We start from the raw sequence: 14,566 nt of genomic DNA, 5'->3' as shown, positions 1-14,566 counted from the left end.
ACAAGTATAGTCATACATTGTAATATTTTTAGTAGAGAAGGAGTTCTGTATATGAAGAAATTGTTAAGTGTATTCGGGATTATTATCGTGATGATCATTGCGAGTTATAGTCTTATGAAAGTGCTGTTACATTATGCGAATAAGCCTGCTGAGGTAAATACAATAGCTCAAATAGAAGATGTGCAAGAAGAGACAAAAGTGCTAAATTTTATTCGAATGACACATGAAAGCTATAATAATTTCTTAAATTACGGTAAAGCAGAGAATTATACAGACGGGGATTGGAATCAATTTAAGCAATGGTTTCAACAACAAGAATCATCGTTAAAAAATATACATACAGAAATAAAGAATGAAAAAATAAAACGCGATGTAAATAGAAGCTATGAAATTGTAAAAAAAGGTGTGGAACTTCAAAATATTGAGTATGTAGTGTATGCCCACCGTGTATATCATGACTTGGATATTATCGTAAATAAATATAGAGGTGAAACGAATATCTGGGGATATACGGAGTTTGGCGATGGGAAAGATATAAAAGTAATTGAACAAGCTATACAAACAAAATAATAAGCTAGCTAGAATTCTAGTTAGCTTATTTTCTTTTGTAAATGCAATGTTCATATATTATTCACAAAAACACCGTGTTAATAGTGATTAAAATCACAATCTGCATTATAAGATTCAGTTAAACTAAAAACAGTTAAGGAAATAGAGGAGTGGGATACAATGTTAAGTGCAAAAACAATTGAAATCGTAAAGTCAACAGTACCATTATTACAAGAAAAAGGCGTTGAAATTACAACGAGATTTTATGAAATTTTATTTTCGGAACATCCGGAGTTATTGAATATTTTCAACCATACAAATCAGAAAAAGGGAAGACAACAACAAGCGTTAGCGAATGCTGTTTATGCAGCTGCAACGTACATTGATAATTTAGAAGCTATTATTCCAGTTGTAAAACAAATTGGTCATAAGCATAGAAGTTTAGGTATTAAAGCAGAGCATTACCCGATTGTAGGTACATGTTTACTACGTGCCATTAAAGAGATCGCAGGTGCACCTGATGAAGTTTTAAATGCATGGGGAGAAGCATATGGTGTCATTGCTGATGCATTCATTAGCATTGAAGCAGAGATGTATGAAGAAGCTGCACATAAAGAAGGTGGATGGAAAGACTTCCGCAACTTTGTGATTGTTAAAAAAGTGAAGGAAAGCGATGTTATTACGTCATTTTATTTGAAACCTGAAGATGGAGGGAAAGTTTCTTCATTCATCCCAGGTCAATATGTAACGATTCAAATCAATATTGAAGGTGAGACATATACACATAATCGTCAATATAGTTTATCCGATGCTCCTGGGAAAGAATATTATCGTATTAGTGTAAAAAAAGAAAAAGGTGTAGATACACCAGACGGTAAAGTGTCTAATTACTTACATGAACATGTAAAAGAAGGAGATGTTTTACCAGTAAGTGCACCAGCGGGAGATTTCGTGTTAAATATGGATTCAACATTACCAGTTGTACTAATTAGTGGTGGAGTAGGGATTACACCGATGATGAGTATGTTAAATACGTTAATTGAACAAGATTCAAAACGTAATGTATATTTTGTTCATGCAGCAATAAATAGTAATACACATGCAATGAAAGAACACGTTAAGGCAGTAGAAAATGAATATGAACAAGTTAAAGCATATACTTGTTATTCTGCACCGACTGAAAAAGATTTAGAAATGAAGAACTTTGATAAAGAAGGTTTCATTGAAAGTGAATGGTTAAAAACTATTATTCCGATAACTGAAGCAGAGTTCTATTTCTGTGGTCCAGTAGCATTTATGAAGCATATAAATGCTGCACTAACTGATTTAAGTGTGAAACAAGAGCATATTCATTATGAATTTTTCGGCCCAGCAACAAGCTTACAATAAGCAAAAAAACGAGGTATTTATTTTACCTCGTTTTTTATTTGTTCTCGTAATAAACGGTTTACTGTTTCACGGCGTATACCTATCAGTTGGCCAATTTCGGTTTGTGTTAATATTTCATATATAGGAATGTCACCTAAATATAGGGTGAACCATTCTTGTAAACGATGAAGACGTTCTTTCGGGGAGACGGTTGTCAATTGATCAATTCGTTGTTGCATCATTCTTAATTTAGATTGCAATTGCATAGCAATGTTAGCATACGATTCGGGATTTGCTTGAAGTCTCTCATACCATTCACTACTAGTGATCGGTTCCACTTCTGTTTTTATTAAAGCGATAGCTGTACCGTGGTATTCTTTCGGTGAAATTAAAGAATGATGAGGTATCGTTTCACCTGGAACGATAATGTTGAATAAAAATGGTGTTCCGTTTTCTTCTAGCCGAACTACTTTTAATAAGCCTGTTTTTATAAAGTATAAAGGACCGTCCTCGCCTTGACGGAATAGTACATCTCCTTTGTGTAGAATCAATGTTAGCCCCCCATTAATATGTTTCTATTTCTTCTATTTTAGCGTATATGTATATAGACAATATGCTATTTCAACAGCAATTTCATTGACGAAATGTATGCTATTACAGTAGTATACTATTTAGTGTGTAATAGTACTAGCAATGAATACGCTGTAGGGGGGTTAGTATATTGTTAGATGCGATGAGAATGACGGATATGAGAATTCCGGCGAATGCTATCATTCATGTAGAAGAGATGAAAGGTGGAGTCGTTTTATCCGTTGAAGTAGACGGCCAAATTATTTATACGATGGCTTATGATGAAGAAACAGATAGTTATGCTGAATTATATGATCGAAAGGATAAGAGGGCGTGCCAAGTACATGAAGACTTCATGGGATGGTCACTTCTTCACTAAAAAAGATGTCAATATGACATCTTTTTTTATTAAATCGATAGAATATACAAAGAAATGAAATATAAGGATAAAATTTGTAATAATTGATTTTGCATTGTTAGCACTCTGTAACTGCAAGTGAACTATTTTTTCGCTATCATAAAGATAACAGTCGCAGTTATAGGAGTGGTCAACTTGAAGAAAGTACATATTTCAAATTATATGTTATTATGTGTTTGTTTAATTTTATTTGTTCTCCTCGGAGGATTTTTATATTCATGTGTATAAGAAAAACGCATTCTAAAAAGAATACGTTATAAAAGGGAAATAATGATTAATCTAGTTCCAAGAATAATTAACGTAATACGCAATAAATTAATTACGGCGTTACCACTTAGTTTTGTATTAATGTAAGCCCCGATTTTTCCGCCAATCCATGCACCCGGAATCAGGATTAATGCATAAATCCAGCTGACATTTCCAAGTGAGATGTGAGTTGCAGAACTTACAATTGCTGATAGAAATACGATGAACATTGAAGTTGCTACTGCAATATGTGCTGGGAATGCAAAAAGAAGCATCATTGCTGGAACAAGTAAGGCACCGCCACCAATTCCAAATAATCCAGATATAAACCCAACTATAAAAGCGATAAAGATAGCAAGAAACGGTGGGAATTGGTAGTGTACAGTATTTCCATCATTATCTGTAAAAGAACGCTTAATTACAGACGTATTTGAGAGGGAAAGAGGTTTTAATTTGTCTCGAAGCATAAGTAGAATTGAGACGAATATAAGGAAAATCCCAAAGTATAAAGAAAATGTGTCTTGGTTTAAAAATTTATTTGCCCATGATCCGATAATACCACCAGGGCCGCTTCCGATAAATAAAATAAGTCCACTTTTATAATCTACTCGCTTATGCTTCATGTAAGTAAGGGTGGAAGATAGTCCTGTGAAAACGACTGTTACCATAGAAGTCCCTACTGCAAGTTGTGGTGATAAACTGTGTAATCCAATTAATAACGGAACAATAATAATTCCGCCTCCAAGCCCAACTAGGCTGCCGACTGTTCCGGCGATTAGTCCGATGAAAAGTAACATGATGTATTCCAAAATTGCCAACTCCTCTAAATAACTTATCCATCAATTATTATACACGCTTTTTAATGAGAAATAGGCTTGTTCACAAAAAAGTCGTCTTCCTAGAAAAATAAGGAAGACGACTTTTGATTAGAAAACAAAATGTAATAGATAGTAAAACAGAGCAGCTAAAGAAGCTGAAATAGGAAGTGTAATAACCCATGTAATTAACATACGTTTTGCAGTTCCCCATTTTACCCCTTTCACACGGTGAGAAGCACCAACCCCTAAAATAGAAGAAGAGATAACGTGCGTCGTACTAACCGGTAAGTGAATGAATGTTGCACCGAAAATAACAAGTGATGATGATAAATCGGCAGCTACACCATTTACAGGACGAATTTTCATAATTTGTCCACCGACAGTTTTAATAATTTTCCATCCACCGACAGAAGTACCAAGCCCCATTGCGATAGCACAAGATAATTGTACCCAGAACGGGATATCGCTAGAAGTATGATAGTTATTAGCCATAAGAGCCATCGTAATGATTCCCATTGCTTTTTGTGCATCATTCGTACCGTGTGTGTAGGCTTGTAATGCTGCAGTGAAAATCTGGAATATACGGAAGTTCTTATTCGTTTTTGTTAAGTTAAAGTTTTTAAATACTACTTTAAAAATACTGTATACGATATAACCAATAACGAAAGCGATAATCGGTGAAATGATTAAAGCTTCAATAATTTTAATAAATCCTTTAAGATTTAGCGAGCTAATCCCAGCGGCCGCAATTGCTGCACCTGCGATTGATCCGATAATTGCATGCGAAGAACTACTTGGAATACCGTAGTACCAAGTAATTAAGTTCCAAGCTATCGCCGCAAGCAAAGCAGCTAAAATTACAAGAGAACCATTTTGTAAGGCGAATGGATCAACGATATCTTTTGTAATCGTTTTTGCTACACCTGTAAATGTCATTGCGCCTAAAAAGTTCATAATAGCCGCCATAATAATGGCATGTCTAGGCTTTAGAGCTTTCGTTGAAACAGCCGTTGCAATAGCGTTTGCTGTATCGTGAAATCCATTGATAAAGTCAAAAGCTAAAGCGCAAATGACTACTAAAACGGTCAGTATCAAGAGTGTATCCATGATCAAACTCCTTACGCGTTCTTCATAATAATTGTTTCTAATACGTTTGCAACGCTTTGACAGCTATCAGCTACTTCTTCAAGCTCTTCGTAAATCTCTTTAAATTGAATAATCTTAATCGGATCTTTTTCACGAGAGAATAAGTTCTTAATCGCATGACGGCGAATATCATCACACTGTGATTCATAATCCTTAATTTTAATCGCATTTGTACGAATGTCGACTAATTTTTTGTTAGACATTAATTCAACAGAGTTTGCAATCTCAATCGCACATTGATTAATTGCTTCTACGAATTTAATCATGTATTCATCAGCTTCTGTAATAGAATACATTTCGAACAGACCAGCACTGTGATCTAATCCGTCTAATACATCATCCATACTCATTGCAAGTTGTAGGATGTCCTCACGCTCAATCGGAGTGATAAACGCTTTGTTTAACTCCATAATGATTTCGTGAATAAATGAGTCACCTTTTGACTCATACTCTTTCATGCGCATAGAAAACTCTTTTAAATCGCTAGCATTTTTAATTTTATACTCCACGAAAAACTGCGCGCCTTCTTTTAAATTTTCGGAAACATTCATTAACATTTCAGAAAATTTATCTTTTTTTGATTTAAAGACCATTATTGTTACCCCCACAAAAGTAATATATGTAAAATATATTGGCTAATCAATTCTAACAAAAAACTGTCGTTTTTTAAAACATTTTATCGAAAAGTTTACAAAAACTTAACATAACTCTCGTTGTTCTATTAATAATATTAATATCCAATAGTGAATATCTTACTTGTAGAATGTCCTTTTCTTGCAAAAAGTATGAATGCAAAAGAAAAGCTTTACACTATAGGAATGACTACGTTATTATAATAAATTTAAAAGGCGGTATATTCTTCCTTTTAAAAAGAAGAGTGTAAATAAATGAAGGAAGTGAACGAATGAAATTGAAGAACACTCATTTTAAAAAAATGCTTGAGTGGTTCAATAAGAGGAAGAAACTTCGTAATTCATTAATTGTATTGGGAAGTGTATTCGTTACTCTATTTATTGCTGTAAATATAATAATTTCCATTCAAGACATATCTGAATTAAAACAAGCTGTTCCACAACCGACTTTAATTTATGATGCAAATAATGAGGTCGCAACTAAATTAGCTTCTTCGAAAACAGAAGGCGTTAAAAGAAAAGATATTCCTGATATTATGGTTCAGGCAATTGTTGCAGTAGAAGATAAGGAATTTTTTAACCATCATGGTATTTATTATAGTGGAATTATAAGTGCGGTTTTTAAAAATATTACAGCAGGAGAAGTTGTAGCAGGGGGAAGTACAATAACACAACAACTTGCGAAAAATGTATTTCTGACACAAGACCGCACATACTCCCGAAAAATAAAGGAATATTTTTTAACGAAAAAAATAGAGCGCACGTATACGAAAGATGAAATCATTGAAATGTATATGAACCAAATTTATTTTGGTGAAGGTGCTTGGGGTATAAAAAGGGCAGCTAAATCTTATTTTGATAAAGATGTAAAAGATTTAACAATTTCAGAAGCTGCAACGATTGCGGGCTTGATTAAAGCACCATCTGCGTATTCACCTTATAAAAACTTTAACAAGTCAATTGAAAGACGTAATGTCGTATTAAGTTTAATGAAAGAGCAAGGGTATATTTCTGACGAACAGTATAATAAAGAAAAAGAGAGCGGACTTGTGTTAAAACGTGGCGTTGATGATAAATACAAGGGAAAATACTCTCAATATGTAGACTATATTGTTAGAGAAGCGATGGAAAAGTACGAATTAACACAAAATGAAATTTTAGCGGGTGGTTATCGTATTTATACAGAGCTTGACCCGAAAAAACAACAAGCTGTAGAAGATGTTGTGAATAATGATAGTTATTTCAAAGATAGTGGCTCAGATCAACTTATGCAAACGGGTGTAGTCCTTATAAATCCCAAAACAGGCGGTGTTCCAGCTTTAGTTGGTGGTAGAGGACCATATCAGTTTTTACAATTTAATCATGCTACGCAATTAAAAAGACAGCCAGGTTCAACGTTAAAGCCTCTAGCTGTATATGTACCCGCTTTAGAACAAGGGTATGAAGTATACGATATATTAAAGGATGAACCATTTCATATTAAAGAATATGAACCGAAAAATAGTGATCAGGCTTTTCATGGTAATGTGACAATGTATGAAGCGGTAGCAAAGTCGTATAATGTTTCCGCTGTGTGGCTATTAGAACAAATAGGATTAGATAAAGGATTGAAATCTTTAGAGCGATTTGGTATTCCATTAGTACCAGAAGACCGTACGTATCCAATTGCTTTAGGTGGGATGCATGTAGGGACATCACCATTTGTAATGGCCCAAGCATATAGTACATTTGCTAATGATGGGGTTCAAGTAGAGGCTCATGCAATTAGAGAAGTTCAAAATGCTGAAGGAGAAATAATAGGGAAATGGTATAAGAAAGAGACACGAGTGACGAGTGAGAAAATTGCTCAAAAGATGACGTATTTATTAAAAGGTGTTGTAGAAAAGGGAACAGGTGGAAAAGCGAAAGTTACTAATGTTGATACAGCAGGAAAGACAGGGACTACTCAACTTGTAAATGGTCCGAGCGTAGGGGCAAAGGACTCGTGGTTTGTAGGATACACACCAGATTTAGTAGGTGCGATTTGGGTAGGATATGACAAAACAGATAGCGAGCATTATGTTCCAGGTGGTAGTCAAATTACAACGACGATGTTCCGGGATATCATGAAAAAAGCAAATGCAAACCCAGCCCAAAAAGCGTTCCAATTGTCGTTAATATCTGAAGCGGACTATAAAAAACAATTGCAAACAATTGAAGAAGAAAAGCGAAGAAAAGAAGAAGAAAAGAAAAGGCAAGAAGAAGAACAACAAAGGAAAAAAGAACAGCAAGAGTGGTTTAATAAAGTGAAAGAGTGGATTCCATCATTATGGTAAAAAAAGAGGCGAATTTCGTTATTCGCCTCTTTCTCATGTGAAAAATAAAGTTTGCTCATAATTTGTGAGGTAAATGCTACTATTCATTAAGAGTAATGTTCGTACTGCCAAAGGATTGGGAATCGTATGTGATGATTATTGTTCCTTTACTAATCGGTTCGTATAGTAATTCTTCTTCATAACTACCATTATTTTCATTATGGATAGACAGCGTGATTTCATCAATTCCTTTATTTGTATATTGATTTTTAATCGTTTCAGCAATTTGAAGTAGAGTTTCGTAACTAGGAGCTTCCGTAATAAGCATTCCTTTTATAACTTTTTTTTCATTATTTGTGGAATTGGAATAAAGGATGTTGTTTTGTTTCGTATACAAAAGTGTGTATGGAACTGTTTTTCTCTCTGCTTTTGAAATAGTGGAATATTTTAGAGTTAAAAAAAATCCTACACATAAAATAATGCATATCATAAGAGCAATCCAAATGCGTATCGGTGACATAACTCTCATTTTTCATCCCTCTTTCATATCTTTGACTTCATTATTTATCATACAAAATGAGGATTAAGATAGAGTAAATTTGAGGTAAAGAAACGTAAAGAAGGAGCACTTATCCTCCCAAACAAGTGCTCCTTTTTATTAAAAGAGAGATTTAATAGTCAATCAAAATCACATCTATTACTTATAAATGTGCTTAGTCCTCCCAAAATATTTTCGGAAATTGTGGTTAGTAAATTCGGAAGACAGATAGTGTCGCAGTTGTATCGCCCGCAGGTCCTTGTTGAGGCCCTTGAGCACCAGTAGTCCCCGTAGTTCCTCCGCCTAGGCAACCAGATCCATATTGAACTAGAATAGCTTGACCAAGAGTTTGAAGAAGTCTAACAAATTCTGTAAGTTCTGACTTAGGGATGTTAATATGGCTACATGCTCTTACTTCGCAACAATCATTACCATAAAATACTTTTCCTTTATTTTTATTGTTCATCTTTTCATTCCTTTCTTTCATAGAATCAATAGTCATTACTATATATTAAAATGAAATTTCTATTAAATCCGTGCTGGACAAACTACCATTTCTAAAAAAATAAGAAATCGGCCCAGCTAGCAAAAAATAAGTAAAATATAGAGAAGGTTTTATATAATGTAAAGAAGAAAAGTTCAACATAAAAACTGCATGTCAATTGTGGAAGGATGTAACAATTGACATGCAGTTCGTGGATTTGATTTTATTTGTATTGATTTAATCTTTCAAGGGCTGTTTTAGGTAAGATTGGAATTGAAATAGTAAAAGTAGTACCATCTTCATTACTAGTCATTTTTAATGTACCGTTATGATTTTGAATAATTTTTTTCGTTACTGACAAGCCCAAACCTGTGCCGGAATCTTTTGTTGAGAAGAATGGATCAAAGATATAGTCTTGAATCGCTGGTGGAATACCAGTCCCATTATCAGTGAAAGTAATACGAACAAAATTATCTAGGCGGTAACTAGTGATTTGGATAGAAAGTTTTTTTTCTCCTTGAGCATCTACAGCGTTCTGGAATAAGTTTAAAAAAACTTGCACAAGTTCATGACGATCAATATGAACTAATATATCATCTAATTCGGTAGAAAAATTATAATCAATTGAAATGTTATGTAAAAAGACTTCGCTAGCTAGTAACTGTTGAATATACTCACGTAAAAATGTATTAATGGGAAAGGGTTCTCTTTTAAATTCACGTGTTTTTGAAAGAGATAAAAATTTTGTAATGATACTATTTGCTCGATCTAATTCAGGAATAAGTAAATTTTTAAATAGTTCTTTATTAGATGGAGAAACACTTTCTTGTAAAAATTGTAAGTATCCGCGTACTGTTGTAAGAGGATTTCGTACTTCGTGTGCAATTCCAGCTGCGATTCGGCCTGCTAACGAAAACTTCTCTGCATCACGTTCTGTATTTAAATAATGAAAGACACTAATAACTCTAAAAATCTCCCCGTTATAATCACGAATAATTCGGTTATTTATAATGCCATAGTTTTTGTCTAAAACTTCTTCATTATATATTTCTGTTCCCGTTTTTAATGTTTCAATCGCTTTAATTTTTTCTTCCGGCAAGTTTAGTAATTGTTGAATCGGTTTTCCGATAATATCATTTCGTATTACACCGAAATCATCTGCAGCAACTTGATTACATAAAGTAATATTCCCTTTATTATCGACAAAGGTTACATGATGTGAAAAGGCATCAAAAATATGTACAAAGTGTTTTTCGAGTTGTTCAAATAAAAATAATGAATCACAAGTAAGTTGAAAATGAGCCTCTTTATTCTCTTTTGGTATTTCTTGAATGGAATGGGTTGTTCTAGTTTTCTTTATTCGTAAACCAATATGTGGATTTTTGTATGTGAAATGATGTGGTAATTGATTCACAAGTTCTTCATAAAAACGTACTTTATTTTCTAGTTCTTCAATTCGTTTTTCATGAGATACAGTAGCATCGTTTGGAAGCATAAATAAATAACCCCTCATTTTAAAAATTCTTCCATATAGTATATCATATTTTTATAAGGATACTCTTAAAGAAAAGGCTACATGATGCAAAGTGTTTGGAAAGTGAATAGAAGATGAAGTTAAAAAGGGAGGGGTATATGTGCTGTTTATTGGAGTGACAGGATGGGGAGATCATGATTCTTTATACATAAATCCCTATGAAAATAGAAATAAATTACGAACATACAGCGAGTATTTTCCTATAGTAGAAGTGGATAGCTCATTTTATGCGATGCAACCTGCACGAAACTATACAAAATGGGCAATGGAAACACCGAAAGATTTTTCTTTTATCGTAAAAGCATATCAAGGAATGACAGGACATATGAAAGGTGAAATTCCTTTTTCTACGTTCGATGAGATGTTTGATGTATATAAACAATCTATTCTTCCTTTAATTGAAGCTGGTAAATTAAAAACGATTTTATTTCAATATCCACCATGGTTTGATTGTAAAAAGAAAAATGTAGATTTTCTTCGATATACGAAAGAAAAAATGGAAGGTTTACCATGTGCAATAGAATTTCGAAATCAAACATGGTTTTATCCAGAAATGAGAGATAGGACGTTACAGTTTCTAGAACAAGAGAAATGGATTCATACAATTTGTGATGAACCACAGGCTGGGATAGGTTCTGTGCCACTCGTGTTAGAGGTTACGAATTCAGACATGGCATTAATACGTTTTCACGGTCGAAATGTTCATGGTTGGCTTGATAAAGGGGAAAACTGGAGAGCAGTTCGCTGTTTATATCGCTACAACAATAAAGAACTGGAAGAATGGGTTGAACGATTAGAGCAATTAAAAAAGAAAACAAAGGATATATACGTACTGTTTAACAACAATTCAGGTGGGGATGCAGCAGATAATGCGAAACAGCTTATGAAAATGATGAACATTACATATGGTGAGCCGAAGCCGGAGCAATTAAATTTTTTTGAATGATAATAAACAAGAAAGGCACTGTACAAACAGGGGGAATGTACAGTGCCTTTCTATATGAAAAAGAGGGGTAACAATGTTACTGAGCGTTTGGTTGATTCATCAATTGTTGGCTTCATAATAAATGATAATGGTTATCATTATCATTGTCAATGGTTTTTCTAAAAATATATAAAAAACTTTGTATATTTTAAATAGAGATAAAAAAAGAACAGCATTAATGCTGTTCTTTTCCGTTGACGAATTGTTGTAAATCAAAAGGAGTTATCGCCTGGATAAATTCTTTTGAGATAAGTGTTTGAACGAGAGTGCTCTCAGAGATAGAAGCACCTGTTTTCTTTTCATAAGCTTGTTTTAATAAATCAAGTTTTTCAGCCGTTTCTTTTGGTAATTCAATTGTAAGTGTGTTCATAATTTCTCCCCCTTATTATTAGAGTACCACTACAATATAGGAGAGACAAGAAAAGAGAATATGAAATATAAAAAAGGTTACCAAATTTTCAAATGGTAACCTTTTTTATGTATAAGAGTTATTAAGCAATACCGATATACTTTAAAGTTTTTGATGGAGTACTGTGATCAAAGAAGTGTTGTAAAAATGCAATATCAACACCTGATTTGTATGCACAATAACCCCAAGTTTTTCGAAGTGTATGTGAGCTAATCCCTTCTAATCCAACTTCTTTTGCAGCTTTGTTTAAAATGTACCATGCATGTTGTCTCGTAATAGATTTTGTTCCTTTTTGAGATTTTAACAATGGTTCATTACGTTTCCAAGTTTTACGTTCTTTCATGTAGTCTTCGATTGCGTGCTGTAAGTCTTCATTTACAGCAAACCATTTATGTTTCTTCACTTTTTCATTGTAAAATAAAATGGAATGGCGAACATTTTCATTTTCATCGATTACATCACTAACTTTTAATTGTAAGATTTCACTTACTTTTAAGCCAGAATTTACAGCTAATACGAATAATAAGCCATCACGTTTCGAAGATTGTAAAAGTATATTTTTGATAGTTTCTAATTGTTTTTCATTTTGAATAGGTTGTCCTGCTTGTTTCATTTCACGCACTCTCCTCTTTTATATGTGTAAAGGAAAGGATTAACTTGTTTCTTACTATAAAGGGAGAGTGTGAATTTCATGTGAACTCCTAGTGAAATTAAGACAAATTATTTGACTTCTTTTACTTTTTGTAAATTGAAATAGAATACAACACTGTTAGTCGTATTATACACACCGTATTCGGCATGATGGAGGTCTAAAATGTTTTTTACAATAGATAATCCGAGACCGGTACCTCCAGTGTGACGGCTACGTGATGCATCTAGACGATAGAAGCGATCCCAAATTTTTTCAAGACTTTCTTCAGGGATAGGGTTTCCTGTATTCTCGATTTCGACTTTTACGGTATCTTCTGCTTCTATAATGGAGACTTGTATTTTTTCTCCCTCTGGCGTATAACGGATTGCATTACTTAGTAAGTTCACAACTACTTGCTCAATGCGACTGCGATTTGCTTTAACAAGTATAGAAGGGTCTGCATCGATGTTCACTTGTAAATGTTTTTCTTCCATGCTAAATAATAATTTTGTGTAGACTTGTTGCGTTAATTCACCGATTGAGAACGTCGTCATATCTAGTTTGTAAGTACCAGATTCCAACTTTGCTAATTCTAACATTTCAACAATCAGCCTGTTCATATTTTCTGTTTCTTCTAAAATAACATCAGTATAATACGAAGTATCCTTACTAACACCATCTTTAATTCCTTCTGCAAAACTTCTAATTACACTTAGCGGTGTTTTTAATTCGTGTGATACGCCAGAAATGAATTCTTTTCTTGTTTTTTCTAATTGACGTTCACGTTCAATATCTTGTTGTAACTTTGTATTAGCAACATTTAATCGATCGATTCGATCTTTTAAATTTACAGATAATGTATTGATACTGCCAGAAAGCCCGCCAATTTCATCGTCAGCTGTAACAGGTAATTTCTCGCTGAAATCAAAATTAGCCATTTTCTTTGTAACACGATTTATTTTAATTAATGGCTTAACAATGATTTTTGAGTAGTAGAAGGATAACAAAATAATTACGAGAAACACGATGATTAAGGCATAGACATAATAATCTTTTAAAACGAGCATCGCTTCATTAACAGGCTGCAAAGATGCTATCGCAAAAGCGTATTCTGTAATCCTTCCATTTTCTATAATCGGTTTTACAAAGATACTATTTTTTATATTTTCTCCGCCATCTAATATGAAAGTACTTAATTGGTTCGAGTTAGAAGTTCCCTCTCTAATCATATCTGCAAAATATTGAACGGCTTGTAATGTTTCAATATCATTTGCAAGACGAACCTCCGCTTTGGATGGGAGCTGTAACTTAGTTATAACACCTGTAAAGACGATTCGAGTTGTAGATTTGTATCGGCTTGCAAGTCTGTTCTTAGAAGGGTTACCATTAATTGACTGAAAATCCGAATAGAAATGTTCGTTCTGCCATTGATTATAATTCGTTCCTAATTTTTGTGGTGTGATTATATTATTCTCTTGTACGACTCCATCAACATTGATTATTACATCTTTTTTTAAACCTAAATTTTCGAATTTATTATATTCTTCTGGTGTTAAAAGATTGTTGAGTGGAATGGAATACTGTTTATTATTGTTGGGATTAAATACATCGATATAGTAATTGTTATCACTTTTAATAATACCGTTAGAATCCAAAAACTGCATATCGGCATTTGTTTTATCATGAAATTCTTGTTTTAGTTTTCTAACCTGCTCATAACTTTTATCACTTTTATCATAATTATCTACGAATTTTTCAAAAGCAGTTTGGACTGTTTTTACTTTCTTATTAATATAAAATTTCTCTAAAAATAGAGATTGTCCTAGGAAAAAAAGTAGGAATATGATTGTAAATAAAGTGGATGTTAATAAAAATAGTTTAAAGACGATACTTCTGTTTTTCACTGCGTCACCTCTTATGAGAAATACTGTAAATGATTTCTTT

General features: G+C 33.4%; 15 protein-coding genes. 5 read left to right on the top strand and 10 right to left on the bottom strand.

Annotated elements, in window-relative coordinates:
* The first annotated feature begins 51 nt into the window (after positions 1-51).
* Entirely contained in the window at positions 52-570 is a 519-nt protein-coding gene (locus tag ACTFR3_RS09360; protein ID WP_000735526.1) for a hypothetical protein, read from the top strand.
* Positions 571-729: 159 nt separating this feature from the next.
* On the top strand, positions 730-1,938 hold the full coding sequence (gene hmpA / locus ACTFR3_RS09355; RefSeq protein WP_259590866.1) for an NO-inducible flavohemoprotein: 1,209 nt from the start codon (positions 730-732) through the stop codon (positions 1,936-1,938).
* A 17-nt stretch (positions 1,939-1,955) separates the two neighbouring features.
* Here hmpA and ACTFR3_RS09350 read toward each other — a convergent pair whose 3' ends face one another.
* Complete coding sequence (locus tag ACTFR3_RS09350) at positions 1,956-2,468, bottom strand: Crp/Fnr family transcriptional regulator (protein ID WP_000600589.1); 513 nt, start codon at positions 2,466-2,468, stop codon at positions 1,956-1,958.
* A 170-nt stretch (positions 2,469-2,638) separates the two neighbouring features.
* On the opposite strand from ACTFR3_RS09350, the gene ACTFR3_RS09345 reads away from it, so the two are divergent.
* Entirely contained in the window at positions 2,639-2,866 is a 228-nt protein-coding gene (locus ACTFR3_RS09345; protein WP_000883008.1) for a hypothetical protein, read from the top strand.
* 293 nt (positions 2,867-3,159) lie between these two features.
* Here the strand turns inward: ACTFR3_RS09345 and ACTFR3_RS09340 are convergent, their stop codons facing one another.
* The 3 genes from ACTFR3_RS09340 to ACTFR3_RS09330 all read right to left on the bottom strand — a co-directional run bounded on the left by ACTFR3_RS09340 (position 3,160) and on the right by ACTFR3_RS09330 (position 5,708).
* Positions 3,160-3,960 carry a sulfite exporter TauE/SafE family protein gene (locus ACTFR3_RS09340; protein ID WP_000455762.1) on the bottom strand — a complete coding sequence of 267 codons (801 nt, stop codon included), beginning with the start codon at positions 3,958-3,960 and terminating at the stop codon, positions 3,160-3,162.
* Positions 3,961-4,077: 117 nt separating this feature from the next.
* Positions 4,078-5,076 carry an inorganic phosphate transporter gene (locus tag ACTFR3_RS09335; RefSeq protein ID WP_000380272.1) on the bottom strand — a complete coding sequence of 333 codons (999 nt, stop codon included), beginning with the start codon at positions 5,074-5,076 and terminating at the stop codon, positions 4,078-4,080.
* 11 nt (positions 5,077-5,087) lie between these two features.
* Positions 5,088-5,708 (bottom strand): DUF47 domain-containing protein, encoded by a 621-nt coding sequence (locus ACTFR3_RS09330; RefSeq protein WP_000231449.1) that lies wholly within the window; start codon positions 5,706-5,708, stop codon positions 5,088-5,090.
* Positions 5,709-6,019: 311 nt separating this feature from the next.
* Between ACTFR3_RS09330 and ACTFR3_RS09325 the strand changes: the two genes are divergently transcribed.
* The gene (locus ACTFR3_RS09325; protein WP_006915465.1) at positions 6,020-8,062 is read left to right on the top strand and encodes a transglycosylase domain-containing protein; all 2,043 of its coding nucleotides are present in this window, start codon (positions 6,020-6,022) and stop codon (positions 8,060-8,062) included.
* Between the two features lie 79 nt (positions 8,063-8,141).
* Here ACTFR3_RS09325 and ACTFR3_RS09320 read toward each other — a convergent pair whose 3' ends face one another.
* The 3 genes from ACTFR3_RS09320 to ACTFR3_RS09310 form a co-directional block, all read right to left on the bottom strand.
* Entirely contained in the window at positions 8,142-8,570 is a 429-nt protein-coding gene (locus ACTFR3_RS09320; RefSeq protein WP_006915455.1) for a hypothetical protein, read from the bottom strand.
* A gap of 217 nt (positions 8,571-8,787) precedes the next feature.
* On the bottom strand, positions 8,788-9,066 hold the full coding sequence (locus ACTFR3_RS09315) for a hypothetical protein (RefSeq protein ID WP_139849145.1): 279 nt from the start codon (positions 9,064-9,066) through the stop codon (positions 8,788-8,790).
* A 220-nt stretch (positions 9,067-9,286) separates the two neighbouring features.
* Positions 9,287-10,558: an ATP-binding protein gene (locus ACTFR3_RS09310; RefSeq protein ID WP_000937244.1), complete on the bottom strand. Its 1,272-nt coding sequence runs from the start codon at positions 10,556-10,558 to the stop codon at positions 9,287-9,289.
* Positions 10,559-10,697: 139 nt separating this feature from the next.
* On the opposite strand from ACTFR3_RS09310, the gene ACTFR3_RS09305 reads away from it, so the two are divergent.
* On the top strand, positions 10,698-11,543 hold the full coding sequence (locus ACTFR3_RS09305) for a DUF72 domain-containing protein (RefSeq protein WP_000897361.1): 846 nt from the start codon (positions 10,698-10,700) through the stop codon (positions 11,541-11,543).
* A gap of 214 nt (positions 11,544-11,757) precedes the next feature.
* On the opposite strand, the gene ACTFR3_RS09300 is transcribed toward ACTFR3_RS09305, so the two are convergent.
* The 3 genes from ACTFR3_RS09300 to ACTFR3_RS09290 form a co-directional block, all read right to left on the bottom strand.
* The gene (locus ACTFR3_RS09300; RefSeq protein ID WP_001094860.1) at positions 11,758-11,952 is read right to left on the bottom strand and encodes a DUF3924 domain-containing protein; all 195 of its coding nucleotides are present in this window, start codon (positions 11,950-11,952) and stop codon (positions 11,758-11,760) included.
* A gap of 121 nt (positions 11,953-12,073) precedes the next feature.
* Positions 12,074-12,604, bottom strand: coding sequence for a tyrosine-type recombinase/integrase (locus ACTFR3_RS09295; protein WP_000806236.1), 531 nt, complete (start codon positions 12,602-12,604; stop codon positions 12,074-12,076).
* A 107-nt stretch (positions 12,605-12,711) separates the two neighbouring features.
* Positions 12,712-14,526, bottom strand: a complete 1,815-nt coding sequence (locus ACTFR3_RS09290) for a sensor histidine kinase (protein ID WP_000797516.1) — start codon at positions 14,524-14,526, stop codon at positions 12,712-12,714.
* Positions 14,527-14,566 lie beyond the last annotated feature (40 nt).

The organism is Bacillus cereus group sp. MYBK14-1, from assembly GCF_051916885.1.
Lineage (GTDB): Bacteria > Bacillota > Bacilli > Bacillales > Bacillaceae_G > Bacillus_A > Bacillus_A cereus.
This window is presented reverse-complemented; position numbering and strand designations above follow the sequence as displayed.

Bases quoted from the DNA above. Each gene is read 5' to 3' on its own strand.
- ACTFR3_RS09360 (WP_000735526.1), top strand. From the start codon at position 52: ATGAAGAAATTGTTAAGTGTATTCGGGATTATTATCGTGATGATCATT.
- hmpA (WP_259590866.1), top strand. From the start codon at position 730: ATGTTAAGTGCAAAAACAATTGAAATCGTAAAGTCAACAGTACCATTA.
- ACTFR3_RS09335 (WP_000380272.1), bottom strand. From the start codon at position 5,076: ATGGATACACTCTTGATACTGACCGTTTTAGTAGTCATTTGCGCTTTA.
- ACTFR3_RS09330 (WP_000231449.1), bottom strand. From the start codon at position 5,708: ATGGTCTTTAAATCAAAAAAAGATAAATTTTCTGAAATGTTAATGAAT.
- ACTFR3_RS09325 (WP_006915465.1), top strand. From the start codon at position 6,020: ATGAAATTGAAGAACACTCATTTTAAAAAAATGCTTGAGTGGTTCAAT.
- ACTFR3_RS09320 (WP_006915455.1), bottom strand. From the start codon at position 8,570: ATGAGAGTTATGTCACCGATACGCATTTGGATTGCTCTTATGATATGC.
- ACTFR3_RS09315 (WP_139849145.1), bottom strand. From the start codon at position 9,066: ATGAAAGAAAGGAATGAAAAGATGAACAATAAAAATAAAGGAAAAGTA.
- ACTFR3_RS09310 (WP_000937244.1), bottom strand. From the start codon at position 10,558: ATGCTTCCAAACGATGCTACTGTATCTCATGAAAAACGAATTGAAGAA.
- ACTFR3_RS09300 (WP_001094860.1), bottom strand. From the start codon at position 11,952: ATGAACACACTTACAATTGAATTACCAAAAGAAACGGCTGAAAAACTT.
- ACTFR3_RS09295 (WP_000806236.1), bottom strand. From the start codon at position 12,604: ATGAAACAAGCAGGACAACCTATTCAAAATGAAAAACAATTAGAAACT.